Genomic DNA, 23,305 nt, shown 5'->3' with positions numbered 1-23,305 from the left:
GAGATGTAGGAGCTGTAAAGCGTTAATCCGTCGTATATGCCTCAAGAGACATGCCCAGTTCGCGGGAAAGCGACAACATGTGTTCGCAAATCGGATAGCGCGCTGCCATTTCCGAGAGCGACGTTCGCGCTGTCTCTAGTTCCCCAGCGGCCAGCTCTATCCGTACTCTTTCTAGCGGAAAGCGTTTTCGCCACCTCTTCGGCGTGGAGGCCAAAACTGGGTCCGTGGAGAGTTGGTTCTCCCATCTTCGGAGCAAGCTGACAGCTCTTTTCGTCTCGCCTCTTCTGGATAAGACCTCCGCGCCAAGCAGGGCATAACCCGGATGGGTAACCAAAAGCATCTCTTCACATTCGCTATTTAGTTTTCCCGATAACGACAATTCAGATGCGATTGCCTCCCCAAGATCAATGAAGAGCTCAATCTCGCGGCGGTTCATAGTATACGATATATTTTTATTATTTATTATCAGAGGTATATCGCGATCAAATCTCTTAGTTATCTGTCTAACTACATTGATTGTGTAGAGGTGATCATGGGAGGCGTGGGGTGACTTCAATCCGTAAAGATTGATGTTAGAACGCTCTTTCAGCGGCGTCAGGGTTTGGTACCCTTTGGCATCGATCCAGTCATAAAGCCCGAAGAAAAGGTGCACGGGATACGCCAGGTCACCCGCCAGTCCATCTGGAAGGTAGTCTGGTACCTCTGGTTTAGGGCCAACAGTGTCGCGGCTCTGCGTGCCTGGTGCACCAAGTTCAAACTCAGGCCCGAAAGCAAAAATCTCTCCATCTCTACGGCGCAGGCCGGTCTTCAGCGCGCCGTAAGCGCCCATGGATGCACCGTAGTAGATGAGCCGTTCAGGCGCAAACGCTTCCACTGCAGCGTCAATGCGCTGGTCCAGCTCGTCATCAACGCCCAGATACCAAAGACTTCCGGCATGATTGACGAACAAGCAGGCGTGTTGGGTCTTGGCGAAGAGCCGCTCAAGACCAAACTTGCCCGCTGGGATGCGTGCTTGAGAGAAGACGACCATCAGCGTTTTGGACTGGCGGGGAGATTGAAGTTTATGCAGAAGCAATGAAACCTCCCCGAAGTTCTGGCGGTGTCTTCAGCCTGCAGGCGCTTAGGTATTAGCTTGATTTCCTGCGCTTTAGATAGCTGGCAGATGGAGTTGCGGCTGGACCGCTTCCCGCTGATGACTGTGCTCGCCGCGCTGGTGCTTTGGTTTTTGGCTTTCCTGCCTTTGATTTTTGTGCGGCCGCATTGGGTTTGCTGGCCTTGCCCGGCTGCGGTTTGGCTGCGGGCTTTCTTGCGGCAGTTGGAGCTGAGCTCTTCGCCTGTGCCTCTTCAGGGCGACGCTTGGCAGGCGCAGCGCGCTTCTGTGCTGCGGCGGGTTTCCCCCTGCCCCCGGCCTTTGAAGCGCCAGCTTTGGCTGCGCCAGTTCTGGAACCTGCCGGTTTTGATGAATTTGGCTTGCGTGCTCCGCCTGAGCGCCCGCGACGAGCGCTCTTAGGTTCTGCATCAGAGTGAAAGAACTCAAAGCCTTCCAACACCGGTATTTCTTGACGGGTCAAGCGTTCAACTGTTTTCAGAATGCCGCGCTCTTCCGGGATAACGAAGGAAAATGCCTGCCCTTCTTTGCCCGCGCGTGCTGTACGCCCAATGCGGTGAACGTAGTTCTCATCCACATTCGGCATGTCATAGTTGATGACGGTTGAAACGTCAGAAACGTCAATGCCTCGTGCCGCGATATCCGTGGCGACCAACACCTTGAGGCGTCCGCCCTTGAAAGCCTCCATGGTCTTGATGCGCTGTGGTTGGCTCTTGTTGCCGTGAATGGCTTCCGCTGTGACGTTGTTGGCCGCAAGGAACTTTGCCACTTTGTTGGCGCGGTGCTTGGTGCGCGTGAACACAATCACGCGGGATACTTCTTCCTGACCGAGCAGCTTGAGGAGCAGTTTGCCCTTCTGGTCTTCTCTCAAGTGCGCCAGCTTTTGTTCAACGCTTTCAACCGTTGTCGCAGGTGGAGCGACGCTCACTTCCTGCGGGTTGGTCAGGAACTTATCGGCCAGTTTGGCGATTTCATTCGGCATGGTTGCGGAAAAGAACATGGACTGACGTTCTTGTGGCAACAGAGCTGCGATCTCGGTCAGAACGTGAATGAAGCCCATGTCCATCATCTGGTCAGCTTCGTCCAGCACAAAAACTTCAAGATCGTCAAAATGCACTGCCCCGCGGCGGTGCAGGTCCATCAGGCGACCCGGTGTGGCGACGAGAACATCAAGGCCACGCTGAATGGCGCGGATCTGGCGCAGCATTGGCACACCGCCAACCACGCAGCCAACCTGAATGGGAAGTCGCCCTGCGTATCCTTTGACAGAGGTGGCAATCTGATCGGCCAGCTCACGGGTCGGCGCAAGAATGAGGGACCGCACACCGCGCGGCGAAGCACGGAAGCGGCTCTCGTTCAAGCGCTGCAGCAAGGGAAGCGAAAAGGCCGCCGTCTTGCCAGTGCCGGTCTGTGCGAGGCCGAGCAGATCGTGGCCTTCGAGCACAATTGGGATTGCCTGGCGCTGGATGGGGGTTGGTTCGCCGTATTCTTTTTTTTCCAAAGCCAGAAGCAATGGCTTGGACAGGCCAAGACCTTCAAACTCACTCAAGAGTGTGTACTTTCTTTTGGCAGGCATCAGGTCGCCATGCGCGAAAAACCTGCGATGATAAATAATAGAGACAGAAACTGACTGACACTTAGGGTTTCGGAGGGCCTTCAAGGCTCACAATGCGGCACCTGCCACATTAATTGACTGTGTCACTCCGAAAACGGGGATCTACGCCCTTTTCACAGGTGTGATGTTTCGATAACAATCAAAAGTCAAGGAAATTGTGTGATAGGCTGGTATGCCTATGCCGGTTTCAGCACCGCGCAGCCCATCGAAACCAAGGCAGAACAACGCCATGCAAAACATGGATATCGGACAACTTGAGCAAAAAGCTGAACAAGCAGCAAGCTTGTTGTCGTCTATGGCGCACACAAAGCGTCTCATGGTGCTTTGCAAGCTTTTACAAGGTGAATGCGCGGTTGGAGAGCTGGCGGAAGCGGTTGGCTTGAGTCAGTCTGCGCTCAGCCAGCACCTGGCAAAGATGCGTGCCAGCGAGCTGGTCAAAACCCGCCGCAGTGCTCAAACTATTTACTACTCTCTAGCCAGCGCCGAAGTCGAGGCCGTGCTGCAAACTCTCTATCAGCTCTATTGCGCTCCAGAGCTTGAAGCTGCGGAAGAGAATCAGGATCACACGGCAACCGTTTAAGGCTTTGGCCCCGCCAGAATGACCGTGTTGCCATTCACGCGCCTTTTGATCGTCGCACCTTCCAAGCCTGAGAATGGATTGATCGCCGCAGACTGATCGTCATCACTTTGCAGCCCCGAAAACTCCCCAAACGGCCGAACGGCCTGTTCTTCAAGTATAGCGCCGACATAAAGAGGTGAAGTCAGGTTGTCGGTGCCCTTCAGGCGAAATTTGGTCTCCCACAGCCAGAAAACGTAGCGATGGTCGTCATCACTTTGATAGATCATGGTGAGGATCGGCAGACGGCCCGCGTTGGTGTGTGGCACTGGCGGCAGCTCACCGGCTGGGGTTTCGCCCTTCAAGTACCCAGTAGCGGACTGCACATCCCATTTCGGTGCGGGTTTCCAACCCCTCGCCGAGAGGTAGGCTTCAATCTCCTCCGGGCTTCCAGACCATTGCAGAGGAAGCGGCTCTTCAAAGTCTCCAACAATGTTGATGCGCTTTGCCGGAATGTTGCGCCAGCCATAAGAGTACCATTGGCTGTAGTCCATGATGGTGATGGCTGAGCGCGGCTGATACATGCGCACTGCATTGTCGAAGCCGTAGTAAATGTGGAACGTGGAGACGGACAGCAACGCTGCAAGACTGATGCCCGCAAGCGCCCCCCGGCCCACTTTTTCGTTGTGAATGTGCCCGAATATGAAAGCGAACGCGGCCACGATACAGGCACCGAAAAGCAGCCCAGCAAGCACGTCAGATAGCCAGTGCGCGCCAAGATAAATTCGTGAGAAACCCATCAAGATGGCGTAGACCGCCACGGATGAGTAAACCGCTGCCTTGAACCTCCCGCTCTTTTCGTGAACGAGAAGAACAGCCAGAACGCCAATGAGAACGGTCGTGACCGTTGTATGGCTCGAAGGGAACGAGAAAGCGCTGGCTCCGGTGTAGAGATCGATGGGGCGTTCGCGGCCTACCAGCGACTTGATGATCACCACAAACAGGGCGGAACTGGCGAGTGCGATCACGAAGCCGGTGGCCCGGCGCCATGCCTTGCGGGAAAAAAGATAGAGACCCACAGCAACGGCGACGATCACCGTGACAACACTGTCCCCCATCATCGTGAGGCCGATCATGATTTGATCGCGCGTTGGGTTGCGTGCCGCCTCCAAAAAAGTGCCGATGGCAAGATCTGCGCGCGCCATGGTGCGCTCCGGCGCGATGGCCTGCGTGAACCAGAAAAACACGGGTAGTGTGATCAATAGCAGCAGCGCGGAGAGCAACATGCCTACCGATTGCGGGTTATCGGGATCGTATGTGCGCGCAATCCACTGGGAAACACTGTCTTGGCGACGAGAAAACCAGCGGACCATAAGGCCATGGGTGCCGCCGAAGATCGGAAGAATAATCAGGATCACCCAACGGATCATCACGACGGCTAGGAAGACCGCCAGACACAACGCCCCAAGGATGATGGCTAGACGTGTATCAATTTCACCCAGTGCGAACAGCGCAGAGCCTGCAAGAACACCCGGAACGAGATGAACTGCCGCCCATGCAAATGCCGACATCACGTTGAAAAACGTGAAGCGCATGAAGTTCATGTCCGCCATGCCTGCAATGCCCGGCACAACCGACTTTACGCCCGGCACGAAACGGCCGATGAAAATGCTCTTGCCGCCATGTTTGGCAAAGAAATCTTCGCCGCGTTGTACCAGCTGCGGATAGCGGTTGAGAGGCCAGTTGCGGCGCAGTTGATCCTTGAAGAGATAGCCTACCCAGTAGGAAATGGCGTCGCCTGCGATGGCGCCTGCCGTTGTCCAGATAAAGATTGGCCAGAATTCAAGGTTTCCGAGGCCAATCAGCGTTCCCGCACCAACCAGTACAACCGTGCTGGGAAAGAACAGCCCGACCAGAAACAGAGCTTCCCCCATCGCAACAAAGAAGCAAATGAAGCCTGCCAAAGATGGATTGGCTCCAATGAAGGCAACCAGCTGTTGTAGGTATTCTGTAACGAGGTCTGTGCTCACGGAGCTATCTCAATATCTATTGGGATCAGGGGCTTAAGTATCGGAGAAACGCGGGCTGTTCAATGCCATATCGGCCCTCCGAAACAGATGCATCCAGAATGTGACTGTCAGAAAGAGTGGGTGCGCAAGGCAAGAGGTTCAAGTCAGGCGCTGCTTTTGGCTGCAAGAACATCAGGTCTCTCAATTTTAACGATAGTTTCTTAAAGTCGCTTTCACGAAAGATCGTGTTCTTTCTTTGTCATGATGAAATTTATTCGCTAGTATTTCTGAGATTCCACCAAAAGTTGGATGCCCGTAATGTTCCAATCTGCCGCAATTCCCCAACATCTTCACACGAAAGAGTTCTCGAAACGCGTGCCGGATCTGCGAGCAGAGCTTTTGAAAATTCAGCACAAGCTGCGAGATGACAAGGCCTTTTCAACGCTCATTCTGGTCGGCGGTTTGGATGGCGCGGGTAAGGGCGCAGCCATAAGCCGTCTGTTTGAATGGATGGATAATCGGTACCTGTTTTGTAATGCCTATCAGATGAAAGCGACTGAAGAAGAACGGCTTCGCCCCTACTTCTGGCGCTATTGGCGAGATCTTCCGGCGCGCGGCGAGACCGCCATCGTGTTTGGCTCCTGGTATCAGGCCCCCATGCGCGAGGCGGTTAAGGGCGAGTTGGATGACGATGCTTTTGAGCGCGAACTCGCCGCCATCAACCGGTTTGAGCGCATGCTCGCTTACGAAAATGTGCTTTTGTTGAAGTTCTGGTTCACCCTTCCAAAAGACGAGCAGAAAAAACGGCTTGAAGCCGTTGCGGCCTCAAAGCAGAAAACCCGGCACTTTCTTGAGGAATGGACCGACCTCAAACATCACAAGAAGGCACTAGTTGCCGGAGAAAAAGTCGCGCTCCATACCAGCACGGGCTTTGCGCCCTGGATTGTTATCCCGGCAACTGATCCGCACTATCGCGACCTCGCTGTTGGCGAAACCATTCTGGCGGCCATGAACAAGCGACATGAGCAGCACCATATGGAGCCTGTTTCAGCTCCAGCGATTGTGAGTGGCATTACGAAAACCTCGGCAGTTGATGCCATTGATCTCACAGAAACAATTTCCAAGTCCGATTACAAAAAGGAAGTCGAACACTGGCAAGGCCGCCTCGCCCAGCTTACAGACCACAAGAAGTTCCAGAAGATTTCACTGGTTTCAGTGTTTCAAGGCAATGATGCTGCAGGCAAAGGCGGGTCTATCCGCCGAGTGACGCAAGCTCTCGATCCCCGGAACTACAAAGTCTATCCAATTGCGGCGCCAACCGAAGAAGAGAAGCTGCATCCCTATCTGTGGCGTTTCTGGCGCAGACTGCCGCGCAAGGGTCACATCGCCATCTTTGACCGCTCTTGGTATGAACGCGTGCTGGTGGAACGGGTGGAAGGGTTCTGTTCTGAAGCTGACTGGATGCGTGCGTACAACGAAATCAACTCCTTTGAAGCAGAGTTGGCTGACTTCGGTATCGTCATCTGCAAGTTCTGGCTCGCCATCTCTGAGGAAGAGCAGCTTCAGCGTTTCAAAGCTCGTGAAGAGACCGCTTACAAGAACTACAAGATCACGGAGGAGGATTGGCGCAATCGCTTGAAGTGGGATCAATACGCTACCGCAGCAGGCGATATGGTGGACCGGACTTCAACACGTTATGCGCCGTGGACGCTGGTGTCTTCCCAGGACAAGAAAAATGCGCGCGTCAAGGTTCTTGAGCAACACTGTAAAGCCTTGGAACGCGCCATGTTCGGCTGAAGCTATACCACGTTCACCTCATGAAGGGGCCGGTTCTGGTAAAACCGGTCCAGACCGAGTGGGCTGAGGTCCAAGGTTCTGTAGCCTCTGAATATGATCTGCTCGGCGATGCCGCGTCCCACAGCAGGGGACTGTTGCAAGCCATGGCCGGAAAAACCCAATGCCAAATGGAAGTTGTCGAGGCCTGAGACCGGACCGACGAAGGCGTTGTGATCAAACAGGTTCATGTCATAGTGCCCGGCCCAAGATGGGCCCGGCTTGATCGCCCCGAATGCTGGAATGCGGTGCGCGAGGGTTGGCCAGAGAAACTCCTCAAAGAAGCTGTGGTCCACCTCGAAGTCCTCGCAATCGGGGTCTTCAAGGGGGGCGCTGCCGCAAATGAACCTGTTGCCTTCCGGGCGCACATACGCCCCAGTTGGATCAATGAGAAGAGGCAGGTTCGGGACCTTCTCCCGGCAATCGAAGGTAAAGATTATGCGTTTGCGGCAATGGATCGGCAGATCTAGACCAACCATAGAGCAAATGGCCGCTCCACCGGACGCGCCAGCTGTGTTGACAACAACACCAGCTTCAATGGTGCTTCCGCTGTTCAAAGTCAGCTGCCAGTTGGCGGCCTTGGGTCTGAGACCCGATACCGTGTCGCTCATATAGTCGACACCGAGCGCTCTTGCCTTCCGGCGAAACGCCTGCATCAGGCCGTATCCATCAAACCAGCCCTCCCCTGATAGCCCGTGACAACCAGCGGAAAGGTCTGTGGTATTGAGCCATGGGAATTTTTCAGAAAGTGCATCTCTTTCGAGAAACGCGATATCCGCTTCCAGCTCAATCTGGGTCTTGTGGTTACGTTCCAGAATTTCGCGTTTTTCGGGCGTCGCCAGAAAGAGATAACCGCCCTCGTTCAAATCTATGCGTGGTCTTTCGCCGTCAACTTCAAGAATGTCTCCGATGTTACGCAAAAAATCGATGCCCATCTGAGAAATCTGAATATTGATTGGTGCTGAGAACTGATGTCGGATGGATGCCGCAGACAGGGCAGAGGCGCACTTTTGGTAGCTCGGGTCTTTTTCGATTACGGCAATGCTGCCCGAGAAGCCGGAGTGCGCGGCCAAATGAAATGCCACTGACGATCCCATGACTGCACCGCCAATGATGGCGACATCAACCCGCTTTGTGCCCATTGTCTAATCCAAAACAACATGCCGGCTGGTGGTTTCCGGCCCCCTGTGGTCATAAATTGCCCCGCAAACAATCATTTGCGGGGCTCTGCGTTCTTCGGTTTCTCTTAAAAAAAGGCCTGCAGGCCCGTCTGAGCCCGGCCTAGAATGAGAGCATGCACATCATGAGTGCCCTCATAAGTGTTCACGGTTTCAAGGTTTTGTGCATGACGCATGATCATGTACTCCTCTTGAATGCCGTTGCCGCCGTGCATGTCGCGGGCCATCCGGGCAATATCCAACGCCTTGCCGCAGTTGTTGCGCTTGACGAGTGAAATCATCTCAGGTGAAGCCTTGCCTTCATCAAACAAGCGACCAACGCGCAAGGAGCCTTGAAGGCCAAGGGCAATCTCGGTTTGCATGTCCGCAAGCTTCTTCTGAAACAGCTGGGTCTGAGCCAGGGGGCGGTCGAACTGCTTTCGGTCAAGGCCATATTGACGGGCGCGCATCCAACAGTCCTCTGCTGCACCCAAAGCGCCCCAGGAAATGCCATAGCGGGCGCGATTCAAGCAGCCAAATGGGCCTTTCAGGCCGGAGACGTTTGGAAGCAGAGCTTCCTCGCCCACTTCCACGCCGTCCATGACAATTTCGCCGGTAATAGAGGCTCGCAGAGACAGTTTTCCGCCGATTTTTGGAGCGGAAAGGCCCTTCATGCCTTTTTCAAGCACGAAACCACGGATCTTGTTATCGTGGGCTTCGGACTTCGCCCAGACCACAAAAACGTCTGCAATGGGAGAGTTTGAGATCCACATCTTGGATCCCTTGAGGCGATAGCCTCCCTCGATTTTTTCCGCGCGGGTGCGCATGCCTGCTGGATCAGAGCCTGCATCCGGTTCTGTCAGACCGAAGCAGCCAACCCATTCACCGCTGGCCAGTTTTGGCAGGTACTTCTTGCGCTGTTCTTCAGAGCCGTAGGCATAGATCGGAAACATGACCAACGAGGATTGAACGCTCATCATGGAGCGATAGCCGCTGTCAATGCGCTCGATCTCTCGCGCAACAAGGCCATACGCAACATAGGAGGCCCCAGAGCCGCCATACTCCTCTGGAAGCGTCACACCAAGCAAGCCCTGAGCGCCCATTTCGTCAAAGATTGCGCGATCCGTCTTTTCTTCACGGTAGGCCTCAATAACTCGTGGCAGCAGGCTGTTCTGCGCATAGGCATGGGCGCTATCCATGATCAAGAGTTCATCTTCTTGAAGCTGATCGCGCAGGGCAAAAGGGTCTGCCCAGTTAAACTGACCGCCGCCGGTTGGATCAATGCTCATCTCTGGACTTCCTTATTCCACGTCAAATTTCACGCCCTGCGCCAGTGGGAGGGCACCTGAGTAGTTTATGGTGTTGGTTGCGCGGCGCATATAAGCCTTCCAAGCGTCAGAGCCTGCTTCGCGGCCGCCGCCGGTTTCTTTCTCGCCGCCGAAAGCTCCGCCAATCTCTGCACCAGATGGGCCAATGTTCACATTGGCGATGCCACAATCGGACCCAACAGCAGAAGTGAAGATTTCGGCCTCAGAAAGATCTGAGGTGAAAATGGAGGAAGAAAGGCCCGCGGCGACGCCGTTTTGCAGGTCAATTGCTTCTTCCAAGCTACTGTAACGCACCACGTACAGGATGGGGGCGAAGGTTTCTTCCAGCACAGGGCCTGCCTGCTTCGGCATCTCTACAATGGCAGGCTGCACATAATATGCATCCGGGAACTCTTCAGCAAGAACACGCTCGCCACCGTGAACGATGCCCCCGGCAGCCTTTGCTTCTTCGAGCGCCCTTTGCATGGTGTCGTAAGCGTCTTTGTCAATCAGCGGCCCAACAAGAGTGCCTGCGTCAGTCGGTGCGCCGATCTTTACCGAGCCATAGGCCTTGATAAGCCGCGGGATCAAAGCATCATAGACGCTTTCATGGGTGATGAGGCGGCGCAATGTCGTGCAGCGCTGGCCCGCTGTGCCCATAGCTGCAAAGGCAATGCCGCGCAGCGCGAGGTCGAGGTCCGCAGAAGGCGCAACGATCGCGGCGTTGTTGCCGCCAAGTTCAAGAATGCTGCGACCAAAGCGCTGGGCGACCCGTGGGCCAACCTGACGGCCCATGCGGGTTGAGCCAGTCGCGGAGATCACCGGAACCCGCGGATCATCCACCAGGACTTCACCAATCTCACGGCCGCCCTGCAGAACCTGAAGCAGCCCCGCCGGTGCGTCTTCTCCAAATTTGGCCTGCGCTTTTTTGAAGAGCGCTTCAACTGCCATGGCGGTCAAGGGGCTCTTCTCGGAGGGCTTCCAGACGACGCTGTCGCCGCAGACAAAAGCCAGCGCGGCGTTCCATGACCAAACGGCCACAGGGAAGTTGAACGCGGAAATCACGCCAACAACCCCTGCAGGATGCCAGGTTTCCATCATCCTGTGCCCGGGACGCTCGGTAGCAATGGTAAGCCCATAAAGCTGGCGTGAAAGGCCAACAGCGAAGTCACAGATGTCGATCATCTCTTGCACTTCGCCGAGACCTTCAGAGGTGATTTTGCCCGCCTCAATGGAAACAAGGAGCCCCAGATCGTCCTTGTGAGCGCGAAGCTCCTCTCCAAGCAAACGCACAAGCTCGCCACGACGTGGGGCTGGGACGCGCCGCCAGGCCTTGAAGGCATCCTGTGCAGCACCAATCATGGCGGTGGCATCGTCTGCGCTGTGCTCTTTGATGGAAGCTATGGTCTTGCCGGAGATTGGGCTCTTGGCTGCAAGCGTTCCATCGGACAGGTTGGCGGGATCAACGCCCATCCGGGACAGGAGTTCGACGGTTTCTTCCGGTAAGCGCTTGGTGTCGATTGCAGTAGACATTGGGATCTCCCGGGGGGCTCGTGTTTATTCAATTGCCGGGCAGTTTCACGGATCAGCCCCTTCAGCAAAAGCCACGTATTTTCCTTTAGTCATGCGCAATTGGAATGATTGCAAGGAACGCCCAATGAGCGTACTAACGAGGTAAATATAGATATTACAGTGATCTAGACCGGATTGAAGATGGTTGATGCAAGGCGTGGGTGATGCCTTCTACGACTAAAGCCGGGTCTTATGTGTCGTTGGGACTTTGAGCCAGGATCGGGAGAAAACAATGAAACGGGGATTTATACCGCCGATCGACAGTCTGATCGCCTTCGAAAGCGCGGCACGCCATGGCTCATTCACAAGGGCTGCGGAAGAGCTGTTTCTCACTCAAGGTGCGGTGAGCAAGCAGGTGCGCTTATTGGAAGGGCGCCTTGGCGTTGAGCTGTTCAAGCGCGTGCGCCAACGTATTGTCCTTACTGACGCGGGTCGTCTTTATCTTCACGACATACGGGGCACGTTGGAGAAGATGACCACTGCAACACGGCAGGTGATGTCGTTTGGCGGGAGTGAGGACGTGTTGAACCTCGCTGTGCTTCCCACCTTCGGCACGCGCTGGTTGGCCGGACGCTTACCCCGCTTTCATGAGCGATATCCGGAAGCCAGCTTCAATCTGTCTGTGCGTCTGCGCCCCTTCGACTTTGAGGCAGAGCCATTTGACGGTGCGATCCACTATGGGGAGCCTGTTTGGGCCCGGGCAATTTGCGAGCCGCTGTTTCCGGAGGATGTCGTGCCCGTTTGTTCAAGATCATTTCGGGATCGATATGGTCTCCGAAAGCCTGAAGATTTGTGCACTGTCATGCGGCTTCATCAGTCCACGCGACCCGATGCTTGGCAGCGCTGGTTCATGGAAGCAGGTGTTGAAACGGATCTTGCCTTTCAAGGGCCGCGCTTTGATCAGTTCACCATGATCTCGCAGGCCGCAGCAGCAGGTTTGGGGGTGGCTTTGGTGCCGAAATTCTTCATCACGGAGGAGCTCAAGTCTGGGGCTCTGGTGACGCTCTTTGATACAACACTGAAGCTCAGTTCCGCCTACCACTTCGTTTATCCGGAAAATCGCACTTTGCGGCCCGTGGTAAAAACCTTCAAGGCCTGGCTTCAGGAAGAAGCCAAAGACCAAAAAGACCGGGAAGAGCTTCTGCCAGGCTAAGTCAGCCAAGTTCGAAGGTGGTAATGCCGTAAATCTTGTCGAGAGGGAGTTCTGGCGCAGGTCCACGGTACATCCGGGCTGTCTCGAACACGGGAGAAAGCTCATAGCGGTCTACAAGCGCTTCCGCGTCGGCGTTGACCTCTGGGAGGTCCAGAATGACCATCTGACCCCGCACAGATCCGGCCAAGGCTCGGAACAAAAGATCTGCGATCTCTGGTGTCTCGGCAAACAACGGTCCGATCTTGAAACCTTCTCGGCAAGCCCGCAGAGTGCCAAAACCGCGTATATGTCCGTCTTCAACGGCGCAGAAGCCAAATCGATTTCGTTCCATAGGGCGATGCCACTGCTGGAGAAAGCTCTCCCGCGGTGCGGGAAAAAACGCTCGGTCATAGTCTCGAATGCTCGTGTAGATTCCAGTCCCAATGGGCGCAAGGCGCGGGTCATGGGGGATGGAAACCGAAGAGAGACCGGAATAGCGGATGTTCCGGTGACACAGTGTGAAACCCGATTTGCCATATTCTGCTTGATGTTCGACCACGCCATCAAGTCCAAGGGTGCGTTGGTCCAGTCCATCCAACGCAGCATTCCAGGTTTTGAAGCCCAGCCCCTCTCCGCGCCTGTCGGGTCTGCAGATATAGAACCCGACAAAGCCATAATCCGATCCATAGCGGATGGCGGAAATGCATGAGGCAAGCCCCTGCTCATCCTTGATGCCCCAAAAACCGCCAGAATCGGCCGCCCAGAAGGCATCGCCATCAATCAAGCCCGGGTTCCATCCCTCAACGGCGGCCCACTCCAGCATTACATCCAGATCTTCGCGAACCAATTGTGATGGGGTTTCATCTGCGGACATTTTTGCGTTCTCCTGTCTAGGTCTGATCATGGCTCGCGCACCCTATCATCGTAGCTGCTGCTCCCCAATCCTCCGTAGTGTTGGGTCTTCTGAACGCTTCACGAAAGAAACAATCCGCGAGGGCTTGTTTTGGCACCGCTTTTTCTCGGGTAGAGCCGGAACTGACCAGAAGGTTCAATAGGACCGCTGCGGCATACGGTTTAAGACTTATGTAAGCTTGAGGATTGTTTTTTAGGGGAGGCTCAGTTGAGCTACGAAAACATTATTGTCGAAACCCGCGGCAAGGTCGGCCTCATTACGCTGAACCGTCCGCATGCATTGAACGCGCTCAACAAAGAACTGATTGATGAGCTTTGCGAAGCGCTCAGCGATTACGAGCAGGATCCGACGGTCGGCTGCATTGTGCTGACAGGCTCGGAAAAGGCGTTTGCCGCTGGTGCTGATATTAAGGCCATGGCCGACAATGAGTATGTCGATACATACCTCACCGATTTCCTGTCCAACTGGGATGATGTTTCCCGCACACGTAAGCCCATAATTGCTGCTGTGGCTGGATTCGCCCTTGGCGGCGGTTGTGAGCTGGCCATGATGTGTGACTTCATTCTGGCGTCTGATTCCGCGAAGTTCGGCCAACCTGAAATCAAGCTTGGGGTAATGCCTGGTGCCGGTGGTACACAGCGACTCACAAGGTTTGTTGGTAAGTCCAAGGCTATGGAAATGTGCCTTACAGGACGCATGATGGACGCCGACGAAGCCGAGCGCTCTGGTCTTGTCAGTCGCGTGGTACCTGCAGATCAATTGATTAACGAGGCTGTTGAGACGGCTACCAAAATCGCAGATTTCTCAATGCCTATTGTCATGATGACCAAGGAAAGCGTTAACCGTTCTTATGAGGTTACCCTCGCAGAGGGCATTCGTTTCGAACGTCGGTTGTTCCAGTCAATGTTCGCAACGGCCGATCAGAAAGAAGGCATGAACGCCTTCATTGAGAAGCGGAAACCGGACTTTAAAAACCGGTAGGTCGCAATTTTAGCGCTCTTGAGACGCCTTTTTGATTGACGAGGCAGTTCCTCATGCTTATAAGCGCTCCACAACCGGTGGCGGACTTGTTCGCCGCCGCATTCGTTTGACCGGGGTTGCTTTGGGCGGCCTCGTTCGCGATTTGACAACAGTTCTTTACTGACAGATCAGGACAGAGCCCATGGCCAACACTCCTTCGGCCAAGAAGGCGGCCCGTAAAATTGCCCGCCGGACGGCCATTAATAAGGCTCGCCGTAGCCGTTTGCGTACTTTCGTACGTAAAGTAGAAGAAGCTATCGCAGCTGGTGACCAGAGCGTAGCTAACGAAGCATTCAAGGCAGCGCAGCCAGAAATCATGCGTGCTGCTGGTAAAGGCATCCTGCATGCCAATACCGCATCCCGTAAGGTATCTCGCCTGAATGCACGTATTAAGGCTATCGGCGCATAAAAGCCTTAACGAATTTAATCGAAAACCCGGCCTTCATGGCCGGGTTTTTTTTTAGCCAGGCACAGGTTGTTGAGCAGTTTTTAAGCTAAAACACACAAATTCTGCCTGTGGATTACTCTGCATTTTTGGCATAAAAATCCCTTTTAATTCAGATAGTTATGGGTAGGTAAGAATTGTCACTTGGAATCCGGTGGGATTCCGGGTCTGTCAAGAAAAAAGTGTCGGAAATTTTTTTTGAAGCAATTTTGTCTTCGGTTAACTATTCGACATGTGAAAAAGTTATTGAGTCAGAAGCGCTTTAGGGAAAGGTGGCTCTTGGAGCGTTAAGGCGTGACGTAAAGGAAGGGCGGGGTTGGTTACAGTCTGTTAATTTTTGGCTATTGCTAGAGCAAAATAGGCTGTGTATGGTTTCCGAAGTTGTCGGGTTGCTGCTCGATCCCTTCGTACAAGTTCAAGAAAACGTTTTGGGACGTGTAGTTAACTCGTAGCACTATACTTCTAGTGATTGTGCGTAAGTAGTTTGGCAACTTGATCACTGGAAGAGAGTCTTCTGGTTTACTTTATAGGACTTTGTGGCTGGGTGTGCCCGGACAAATTTCCTATTGTTAGGGGCATGTAAACAGATACAGGTGGCGAGTATCTTGGTGGCGGGAACTCAATATCACGGTGATCGGACAGTTGCGGAAACGTTTGCGGCGTTGAATGAGAACGCCCACTCGGTCTTGGTAGATGTTAGGTCAGAAGCTGAATGGGTTCACGTGGGTATTCCGCAAGTGCCTGGAAATGAAGATAGAATTTTGTTTCACGAGTGGAAGGCCTTTGGGGCAGAAGCACCGCATCAGGAATTCGGGGCGACACTTTCTTCCATTTTCGTAAAAAAAGGACTTGACCAAAACGCCGATATCTATTTTCTGTGCCGGTCCGGTGTGCGCAGTCAAAGCGCAGCAATCGTCATGACGGCACTGGGATATCGTCATTGTTTAAATGTGGTCGATGGGTTTGAGGGCCCGCTGGATGCGGCGGGGCATAGGGGTTTTGTATCCGGGTGGAAGGCTCAAGGGCTTCCCTGGGTTCAGACTTAGAGAACATAGAGTTACACTCGCTTGGCAGGGGGCACCTCCCAAGACGAACGAATTGCTCGATGAGAGCAACAATAAACGACGCTCAATAACGGGCGCGACACTTTTTGGAATCTGGGCATCTGTGGCGGAATGCCCATATTTAAGGAGGCTTACATGCACGTTCAGGAAGCTCCAGGGCCGGAGCAATGGGACCGCGTCAAGAAACGACTTCGGGCTGAACTTGGTGAAGATGTCTTTACCAGCTGGTTTGCGCGAGTTGATCTCGAAGGACACGACGATGGCACCATCCGGTTGTCGGTTCCCACTCGCTTTTTGAAGCAGTGGATTCAATCTCACTACCGTGAGCGCCTGATGGGCCTCTGGAAGAACGAGTGGGAAGATGTGCGTCGCATTGAGCTGACTGTACGCGGCGCTGTGCGTCCTCGTCCTGCTGCTCAAAAGGTTGCAGCTCAGGCTGGCGTTCAGCCGGGCGGCAAGCCAGCGGACATGAGACCAATTCAGGTCAATGACCCGATTGGTCTGCGCGCAAACGCACCATCTCCAGCCGTTTCTGCACGGCCAATGGGGCGCGGTGACGCTTCCGCAAAAGACGTGCTTGAGGGCGCTGCACTTGATCCCAAGTACACATTCGACACTTTTGTTGAAGGCGAGTCCAACGTTCTGGCACTGGCGGCTGCACGTCAAGTTGCAGGCGGCGGCGTCGTAACCTTCAATCCCCTGTTCCTGCATGCCTCAGTCGGTCTCGGTAAGACCCACCTGATGCAGGCAATCGCCAATCAGGCACGCAACGCGGGTCGCCGTGTGCTTTACCTGACAGCGGAACACTTCATGTATCGCTTCGTGTCCGCTTTGCAGCAGCAGTCTGCAATGGCTTTCAAGGACACATTGCGTTCAATAGATCTTCTCCTGATCGACGACATGCAATTCCTGCATGGCAAGCAGGTGCAGCAGGAATTCTGTCATACGCTGAACGCCCTTATTGATGGGGCGCGCCAGGTTGTTGTGGCGGCTGACCGTGCGCCATCCGATCTGGAAAGCCTTGATGATCGGGTTCGCTCTCGTCTTGCTGGCGGCCTTGTGGTCAATATTTCCGAGCCGGACTTCGGTCTGCGCCGTGCGATCCTTGAAGACCGGATGCGCGCGCAGCAGCGCAGCTACCCGAACTTTACCGTTCCAGATGCAGTGCTGGACTATGTTGCGCGCAACGTGACATCTTCCGGTCGTGACCTTGAAGGCGCATTGAACCGTCTGGTTGCTCATAACCAGTTGACCAACTCTCCGGTCACTCTGGATATGGCTGAAATCACATTGCGCGACCTGATCCGTGCGGCAGAGCCACGCCGTGTAAAGATCGAAGACATCCAGCGTGTGGTTTCCAAGCACTACAATGTTACCAAAGCGGACCTGCTTTCTGCACGCCGTACGCGCACCATCGTGCGCCCACGTCAGATTGCAATGTACCTTGCCAAGATGATGACACCTCGCTCTCTGCCTGAGATCGGCCGTCGCTTTGGCAACCGCGACCACACCACGGTGCTTCACGCCGTGCGCAAGATCGAAGAACTGGCCAAGGCAGACAACGGTTTGGCTCAGGAGCTCGAGCTGCTAAAGCGCATGCTTGACGCATAAGATCTGCGCTCTTGCCCTCTAGGCACCGGAAGGATCCGAAGTTCATTGCATATGAGGGCGCTGTCAACAGCGCCCTCTTGCTTTTTTGTCGCAATGAGGGCAGGTTCTACGGCCCGGCGCTCAGCCGGATTGGGCTTTTAAAGTAATCATTTGCGACCCGAACGGTCGCCAGCAAAACGGATGTTTCGCATGAAAGCGACACTTGAGCGGACCGAGCTCCTGAAGTCATTGACCCACGTGCATCGTGTTGTTGAGCGGCGAAATACCATTCCGATCTTGTCCAACGTTATGCTGCAGACGGAAGGCGGCGAACTCAAGCTGCGCGCGACAGACCTTGATCTTGAAGTGCTGGAGACCATTCCGGCGGTGATCGAAGTGCCTGGCGCGACTACCGTCCCTGCGCATATGATTTATGAAATCGTCCGCAAATTGCCTGATGGCTCTCAAGTTGTTCTGGAAACCTCTGGCGATGACACCACTTTGGAAATTCGCGCAGGCCGTTCCCGGTTTGCGCTTCAGATGTTGCCGATCTCCGACTTCCCGGACATGACCGCAGGCGACTTTACGCATGCCTTTACGATCACGGCGGGCGGAATTCGCAAGTTGATTGATGCGACGCAGTTTGCGATCTCAACTGAAGAGACCCGCTATTATCTGAACGGCATCTATATGCATGCCGTCGAAACAGAGGGCGAGCAGCGCTTCCGAGCCGTGGCGACCGATGGTCACCGTCTGGCACAGTCCGAGCTACCAGCTCCTGAAGGTTCCGAGGGAATGCCGGGCATTATCGTGCCGCGCAAGACCGTGGGCGAAATCCAAAAGCTGCTGGAAGACCCAGAAGCGGAGGTCCGTGTTGAAATCTCTGAGACCAAGATCCGCTTTACTACCGGTCCAGTGGTTTTGACCTCCAAGCTGATTGACGGCAGCTTCCCTGACTACGGCCGTGTTATCCCTAAAAACAACGACAAGGAAATGCGCGTTGATCGGGATGTGTTCAAGGAGGCGGTTGACCGTGTGTCTACCATCTCATCTGAGCGCGGCCGGGCTGTGAAACTGGCTCTCACGGAAGGCAAGCTGGTTCTAACTGTAACCAATCCGGATTCCGGCTCTGCTACTGAGGAGCTGATGGTCGAGTACGATTCCGATGATATGGAAATCGGCTTTAACTCAAAGTATTTGCTGGATATTGCCGGTCAACTGTCCGCAGACGCAGCGCTTTTCCGTCTGGCGGATTCAGGCTCGCCAACCTTGATCCAGGAAGATGGTAAAGAGGACACACTGTTTGTTCTCATGCCAATGCGGGTATAATCTTTTTCGAACCCTCTCGCATGTGAGAGTGGGAGGGTTCGTCACTCCAATGACCACAGGATACACAGCAGAATGTCAGAGGCAGTTTCTGTGGCGCTGACGCGTCTGGCTCTGACCGATTTTCGCAACTATGAAGCTGCGACAATCCCGCTATCGAGCCAGATGGTTGCCTTTGTCGGCAATAACGGCGCTGGTAAGACCAATATCCTTGAAGCCATTTCCTTTTTAACCGCTGGACGGGGATTACGTCGCTCAGCGCTTTCTGACGTTGGCCGTGCTGACAGTTCAGGTAGCTGGGCTGTTAGCGCTGTTCTTGATGGCGCTTATGGCGAAACCCGCATTGGCACAGGGTACACCGCTGGAGAAGCAGGGCGGCGCGTTCGCATTGATGGCGAAGATGCTCGCTCTTCAGATCAGCTCTTGGACTACATCCGGGTGCTTTGGCTAGTACCAAGCATGGATGGGCTCTTTACCGGCCCGGCAGCGGATCGCCGCCGCTTTCTGGATCGTCTTGTGCTGTCATTGAATCCGGGCCATGGCCGGATGGTTGCCAATTTCGAAAAGGCACTTCGTCAACGCAATCGGCTGTTGTCGGAGGGGGGCATGGCAAGTTTTCTGGATGCGCTTGAAGCTCAGGTGGCAGAACTCGGAACGGCTGTTGCTATTGCGCGCCGGGAGACAGTTAGCCTGCTGAGTTCCACGTTGGATGAGCAGGCCAAGCTGGGGCTTCCCTTCCCAAAAGGGCAGATCCACTTGGAAGGCAGCTTTGAAACTGCAACAATTGGCTTGAACTCGACCGACACCGAGGACGTTTACCGAGACCTTCTTGCTGAGGGGCGCTATCGAGATCGTGCCGCAGGCAGGACACTGGACGGTCCTCACCGATCTGATCTCGTGGTTCATCATGCCGATAAAAATCTTCCCGCCGCTCTAGCCTCCACTGGCGAACAAAAGGCTCTGCTAATTGGTCTGGTCCTCGCCCACGCCAGCTTGACGACGGCTGTTGCAGGAATGGCGCCGCTGCTCCTGCTTGACGAGGTCGCTGCCCATCTGGATCCTGGCCGCCGCGCGGCATTGTTCGCAAGACTTGAGGCAATTGGGGGCCAAGTTTTCATGACGGGAACGGACGTCAGTTTGTTTCAGGATTTGCCAGCTGGATCCCAACGTTTCGCAGTGGACGAAGCGAACATCACGCCGCTTTGAGAAATCCTAAAGGGTTTCGGTGAGGACTTTGCAGTAGAGTACGAGGCAACGTAATAGGATCGCTGAGTATAATTTCGGGTTTCACCTCATGGATTATGCATCAATCATTTTGTTTGCTGGCACGCTTTTTGTCGCTGCAATAACTCCGGGCCCAGGTATCGCCGCTCTTGTTGCACGGGTGCTTGGCAGCGGGACGCGTGGGGCTCCAGCCTTTTGCATGGGTATGCTCAGCGGAGATCTGGTCTGGTTCACCTTGGCGGCGCTCGGCATGGCAGCAATCGCCAGCACGTTTGCTTGGGCCTTTGTCATCTTGAAGTATTTGGGCGCCGCTTACTTGCTGTACTTAGCTGTAAAAATGTGGCGTGCGGGGGCCTTCAAGCAGGCCGATGAAGTGAGTGACGCCGAACTGAAGGGGACGCGGCTCTCGGCCTATTTGGCGGGTTTCACTCTCACGCTTGGCAACCCGAAGGTCGTGTTGTTCTACATGGCCTTGATGCCGAACCTCATTCCGCTGGATCAGATGACGTTGTTGTTTTATGGCGAGTTGGTGCTGGTGCTGCAGGTTACACTTACCGTGGTGCTGGGTGGATATGTGCTTTTGGCCAGCCGGGCGCGCAAGATGATGACTTCACAGCGTGCTGTTAACCGGCTTACCAAAAGCGCAAGTGCCGTAATGGTAGGTGCAGCGGTCGCCATTGCCACACGCTAGAGTTCCACGCCCTCTGAAATACGGGAATTTTCCCGAGTTTACCTAAGTTTAGCAGGGGGCAAATCCTCTGATTGGTTGAACGGCGCGCTCAAGGATTTATAAGGGTTTAAATGCCCAAAAACCGTAGAGTGAATTGATTCGAATGAGCGATACATCGACCCCTGAAAACGACGGACCTGAGACTCCTGAGGCAAGCGCGGAATATGGCGCTGGCTCGATCAAAGTCCTGAAGGGCTTGGATGCTGTTCGCAAGCGCCCAGGCATGTATATCGGGGACACGGATGACGGTTCTGGCCTGCACCACATGGTCTATGAGGTGGTTGACAACTCCATCGACGAAGCGCTGGCCGGTCACGCTGACCATGTTACGGTTACGCTCAATCCAGATGGCTCGGTAACCGTCACCGACAATGGTCGTGGTATTCCGGTAGATATCCATCCGGAAGAAGGCATCTCAGCTGCTGAAGTGATTATGACTCAGCTTCATGCGGGTGGTAAGTTCGACAGCAACTCCTACAAGGTGTCTGGCGGTCTCCACGGCGTGGGTGTATCTGTGGTGAATGCACTGTCGACCACACTCGAGCTGCGCATCTTCCGCAATGACAAGGAGCACTTTGTCCGTTTCCGCCATGGCGATGCCGAAGCGCCGCTGGAGGTCATTGGTGATGCTGTAGGCCGCTCCGGCACAGAAGTGACCTTTACGCCCTCTCCTGAGACGTTCACAAAGATTGATTTCGACTATGAAACGCTTGAGCACCGCCTGCGAGAGCTCGCGTTCTTGAACTCCGGTGCCCGCATCATCCTTACGGACAACCGGGGCGTGGAGCCGATACGTGAGGAGCTGTTCTACGAAGGTGGTCTGGAAGAATTCGTGCGCTACCTTGATCGCGCCAAGCAGCCAATCATCGAAACGCCGCTGACCATGACGGCAGAGCGTGACGGCATCACGGTTGAAGTTGCCATGTGGTGGAACAGCAGCTACCACGAGCAGGTTCTATGCTTCACAAACAACATTCCTCAGCGAGATGGTGGTACGCACCTCGCGGGTTTCCGTAGTGCTCTAACCCGTCAGCTAACCTCCTATGCGGACACGTCAGGGCTTCTCAAGCGCGAGAAGGTGAACCCGACGGGTGAAGACTGCCGTGAGGGTCTCTCCTGCGTTCTTTCCGTGAAGGTTCCAGATCCCAAGTTCTCCTCTCAGACCAAGGATAAGCTGGTTTCTTCAGAAGTCCGTCCTGTGGTTGAGAACCTGGTCGGTGAGGCTCTGTCCACTTGGCTAGAAGAAAACCCTGCTCCGGCGAAGTCCATCGTTTCAAAAATCGTGGAAGCGGCGAGTGCTCGGGAAGCAGCCCGAAAGGCTCGTGAGCTAACCCGCAGAAAGGGCGCGTTGGATGTCGCGTCCCTGCCCGGCAAGCTGGCCGACTGTCAGGAGCGCGATGCTTCCAAAGCGGAACTGTTCATCGTGGAGGGTGACTCCGCGGGCGGCTCTGCAAAGCAGGGGCGTCATCGTGGCAATCAGGCCGTACTTCCGCTGCGTGGTAAAATCCTCAATGTGGAGCGGGCGCGTTTCGACAAAATGATTTCCTCTCAGGAAATCGGTACCTTGATTACGGCGCTTGGCACAGGGATTGGTCGCGAAGAGTTCGATCTGGCAAAACTGCGGTACCACAAGATCATCATCATGACCGATGCTGATGTGGATGGTGCGCACATTCGTACTCTTCTCCTGACGTTCTTGTTCCGCCAGATGCCGGAGCTCATCGAGCACGGCTACGTCTACATTGCGCAGCCACCGCTTTATAAGGTGAAACGCGGCCAGTCCGAACAGTATTTGAAGGACGAAGCCGCCCTTGAAGAATACCTGATCAGCAACGGTTTGGACGACAGCAGCTTGCAGCTGGCAACGGGCGAAGTTCGTTCGGCGAACGATCTGCGTGCAGTCATTGAAAAAGCGCGCGAAGTTTCAGCCATCCTGAACGGCCTTCACTCCCGTTATGATCGTCAGGTAGTGGAGCAGGCTGCCATTGCGGGTGCGCTCAATCCTGACAACCTGCACAATCCAGAAAAGGCCAGGGAGGCTGCGGCGTATATTGCCCGCCGTCTGGATATTCTGGCCGACGAATTTGAGCAAGGTTGGGAAGGCGAGGCAACTGACGAAGGCGACCTTGTCTTCAAGCGTGAAGTGCGTGGCGTTCTTGAAGTCGCTCGAATTGATGCAGCCTTGCTGGGCTCGGCTGATGCGCGCCGTTTGAACTCCTATCACGACTATTTGAATGAAGTGTATGTGAAGGCGGCTACCTTGGTGCGCAGGGACAAACATACAGAGGTGCGTGGCCCGCAAGCGTTGTTGGAAGCTATTTTTGCCCAGGGTCGCAAAGGCATTTCCATGCAGCGCTACAAGGGGCTGGGTGAGATGAACCCGGAACAACTTTGGGAGACCACATTGGATCCGAATGTGCGCTCTCTCCTTCAGGTGAAGATCAAGGAGGCAGATGCTGCCGACGACATTTTCACCAAGCTGATGGGTGATGAGGTCGAGCCACGACGTGAGTTCATTCAGGCCAATGCTCTTTCAGTCGCAAACCTAGATATCTAAAAGAAAAAGCCCCGCTTGGTGCGGGGCTCAGATTGATGACAAACCCCGTCATATTTTTGGCGGGGTTTTCGTTTTTTAGGTCTGCGGCGCGGCCTAAAACTACCCCTTGCGACTTACGCCGCCGTAGCTTGTGTTTTGGTGTTCATA

18 protein-coding genes are annotated in these 23,305 nt (G+C 54.6%); 11 read left to right on the top strand and 7 right to left on the bottom strand.

What is annotated here, in order from left to right; translation table 11 throughout:
* Nucleotides 1-22: 22 nt before the first annotated feature.
* Both Q3Y58_RS15915 and Q3Y58_RS15910 read right to left on the bottom strand, forming a co-directional pair.
* A complete protein-coding gene (locus Q3Y58_RS15915) occupies nucleotides 23-1,075 on the bottom strand; it encodes a hypothetical protein (protein WP_319622910.1) in 1,053 nt (350 codons plus the stop codon).
* 52 nt (nucleotides 1,076-1,127) lie between these two features.
* The gene (locus Q3Y58_RS15910) at nucleotides 1,128-2,684 is read right to left on the bottom strand and encodes a DEAD/DEAH box helicase (RefSeq protein ID WP_319622909.1); all 1,557 of its coding nucleotides are present in this window, start codon (nucleotides 2,682-2,684) and stop codon (nucleotides 1,128-1,130) included.
* Nucleotides 2,685-2,952: 268 nt separating this feature from the next.
* Here Q3Y58_RS15910 and Q3Y58_RS15905 point away from each other — a divergent pair, with 268 nt between their 5' ends.
* Nucleotides 2,953-3,303 carry an ArsR/SmtB family transcription factor gene (locus Q3Y58_RS15905; RefSeq protein WP_274217727.1) on the top strand — a complete coding sequence of 117 codons (351 nt, stop codon included), beginning with the start codon at nucleotides 2,953-2,955 and terminating at the stop codon, nucleotides 3,301-3,303.
* Here the strand turns inward: Q3Y58_RS15905 and Q3Y58_RS15900 are convergent.
* Nucleotides 3,300-5,309, bottom strand: coding sequence for a bifunctional DedA family/phosphatase PAP2 family protein (locus Q3Y58_RS15900; protein ID WP_319622908.1), 2,010 nt, complete (start codon nucleotides 5,307-5,309; stop codon nucleotides 3,300-3,302). The genes Q3Y58_RS15905 and Q3Y58_RS15900 overlap by 4 nt on opposite strands.
* A 297-nt stretch (nucleotides 5,310-5,606) precedes the next feature.
* Here Q3Y58_RS15900 and pap point away from each other — a divergent pair, with 297 nt between their 5' ends.
* Nucleotides 5,607-7,085, top strand: a complete 1,479-nt coding sequence (pap, locus tag Q3Y58_RS15895) for a polyphosphate:AMP phosphotransferase (protein WP_319622907.1) — start codon at nucleotides 5,607-5,609, stop codon at nucleotides 7,083-7,085.
* A 2-nt stretch (nucleotides 7,086-7,087) separates the two neighbouring features.
* Here the strand turns inward: pap and Q3Y58_RS15890 are convergent, their stop codons facing one another.
* The 3 genes from Q3Y58_RS15890 to amaB all read right to left on the bottom strand — a co-directional run bounded on the left by Q3Y58_RS15890 (nucleotide 7,088) and on the right by amaB (nucleotide 11,118).
* Nucleotides 7,088-8,263, bottom strand: coding sequence for an NAD(P)/FAD-dependent oxidoreductase (locus Q3Y58_RS15890; protein WP_319622906.1), 1,176 nt, complete (start codon nucleotides 8,261-8,263; stop codon nucleotides 7,088-7,090).
* A 104-nt stretch (nucleotides 8,264-8,367) separates the two neighbouring features.
* Complete coding sequence (locus tag Q3Y58_RS15885) at nucleotides 8,368-9,567, bottom strand: acyl-CoA dehydrogenase (RefSeq protein WP_319622905.1); 1,200 nt, start codon at nucleotides 9,565-9,567, stop codon at nucleotides 8,368-8,370.
* Between the two features lie 12 nt (nucleotides 9,568-9,579).
* A complete protein-coding gene (gene amaB, locus Q3Y58_RS15880; RefSeq protein ID WP_319622904.1) occupies nucleotides 9,580-11,118 on the bottom strand; it encodes an L-piperidine-6-carboxylate dehydrogenase in 1,539 nt (512 codons plus the stop codon).
* Between the two features lie 271 nt (nucleotides 11,119-11,389).
* On the opposite strand from amaB, the gene Q3Y58_RS15875 reads away from it, so the two are divergent.
* Entirely contained in the window at nucleotides 11,390-12,310 is a 921-nt protein-coding gene (locus tag Q3Y58_RS15875; protein WP_319622903.1) for a LysR substrate-binding domain-containing protein, read from the top strand.
* A 1-nt stretch (nucleotide 12,311) separates the two neighbouring features.
* Here Q3Y58_RS15875 and Q3Y58_RS15870 read toward each other — a convergent pair whose 3' ends face one another.
* Nucleotides 12,312-13,163: a GNAT family N-acetyltransferase gene (locus tag Q3Y58_RS15870; RefSeq protein WP_319622902.1), complete on the bottom strand. Its 852-nt coding sequence runs from the start codon at nucleotides 13,161-13,163 to the stop codon at nucleotides 12,312-12,314.
* Nucleotides 13,164-13,409: 246 nt separating this feature from the next.
* Here Q3Y58_RS15870 and Q3Y58_RS15865 point away from each other — a divergent pair, with 246 nt between their 5' ends.
* The 8 genes from Q3Y58_RS15865 (at nucleotide 13,410) to gyrB (ending at nucleotide 23,158) form a co-directional block, all read left to right on the top strand.
* A complete protein-coding gene (locus Q3Y58_RS15865) occupies nucleotides 13,410-14,183 on the top strand; it encodes an enoyl-CoA hydratase (protein WP_319622901.1) in 774 nt (257 codons plus the stop codon).
* 181 nt (nucleotides 14,184-14,364) lie between these two features.
* Nucleotides 14,365-14,631, top strand: coding sequence for a 30S ribosomal protein S20 (gene rpsT / locus Q3Y58_RS15860; RefSeq protein WP_274217736.1), 267 nt, complete (start codon nucleotides 14,365-14,367; stop codon nucleotides 14,629-14,631).
* A gap of 644 nt (nucleotides 14,632-15,275) precedes the next feature.
* Nucleotides 15,276-15,713 (top strand): rhodanese-like domain-containing protein, encoded by a 438-nt coding sequence (locus Q3Y58_RS15855; RefSeq protein WP_274217737.1) that lies wholly within the window; start codon nucleotides 15,276-15,278, stop codon nucleotides 15,711-15,713.
* Nucleotides 15,714-15,866: 153 nt separating this feature from the next.
* Nucleotides 15,867-17,342, top strand: coding sequence for a chromosomal replication initiator protein DnaA (gene dnaA / locus Q3Y58_RS15850; protein ID WP_274217738.1), 1,476 nt, complete (start codon nucleotides 15,867-15,869; stop codon nucleotides 17,340-17,342).
* 189 nt (nucleotides 17,343-17,531) lie between these two features.
* Nucleotides 17,532-18,650 carry a DNA polymerase III subunit beta gene (dnaN, locus tag Q3Y58_RS15845; RefSeq protein WP_274217739.1) on the top strand — a complete coding sequence of 373 codons (1,119 nt, stop codon included), beginning with the start codon at nucleotides 17,532-17,534 and terminating at the stop codon, nucleotides 18,648-18,650.
* Nucleotides 18,651-18,722: 72 nt separating this feature from the next.
* Nucleotides 18,723-19,853 (top strand): DNA replication/repair protein RecF, encoded by a 1,131-nt coding sequence (recF, locus tag Q3Y58_RS15840; RefSeq protein ID WP_274217740.1) that lies wholly within the window; start codon nucleotides 18,723-18,725, stop codon nucleotides 19,851-19,853.
* An 88-nt stretch (nucleotides 19,854-19,941) separates the two neighbouring features.
* A complete protein-coding gene (locus tag Q3Y58_RS15835; protein WP_319622900.1) occupies nucleotides 19,942-20,562 on the top strand; it encodes a LysE family translocator in 621 nt (206 codons plus the stop codon).
* A 142-nt stretch (nucleotides 20,563-20,704) separates the two neighbouring features.
* The gene (gyrB, locus tag Q3Y58_RS15830; RefSeq protein ID WP_319622899.1) at nucleotides 20,705-23,158 is read left to right on the top strand and encodes a DNA topoisomerase (ATP-hydrolyzing) subunit B; all 2,454 of its coding nucleotides are present in this window, start codon (nucleotides 20,705-20,707) and stop codon (nucleotides 23,156-23,158) included.
* Nucleotides 23,159-23,305 lie beyond the last annotated feature (147 nt).

The sequence above is a fragment of the Nesiotobacter zosterae genome (assembly GCF_033843645.1).
In the GTDB taxonomy this organism is placed as follows: domain Bacteria; phylum Pseudomonadota; class Alphaproteobacteria; order Rhizobiales; family Stappiaceae; genus Pseudovibrio; species Pseudovibrio zosterae.
The sequence above is the reverse complement of the archived record's forward strand: the minus strand, read 5'-3'. Positions and strand labels throughout refer to the sequence as shown.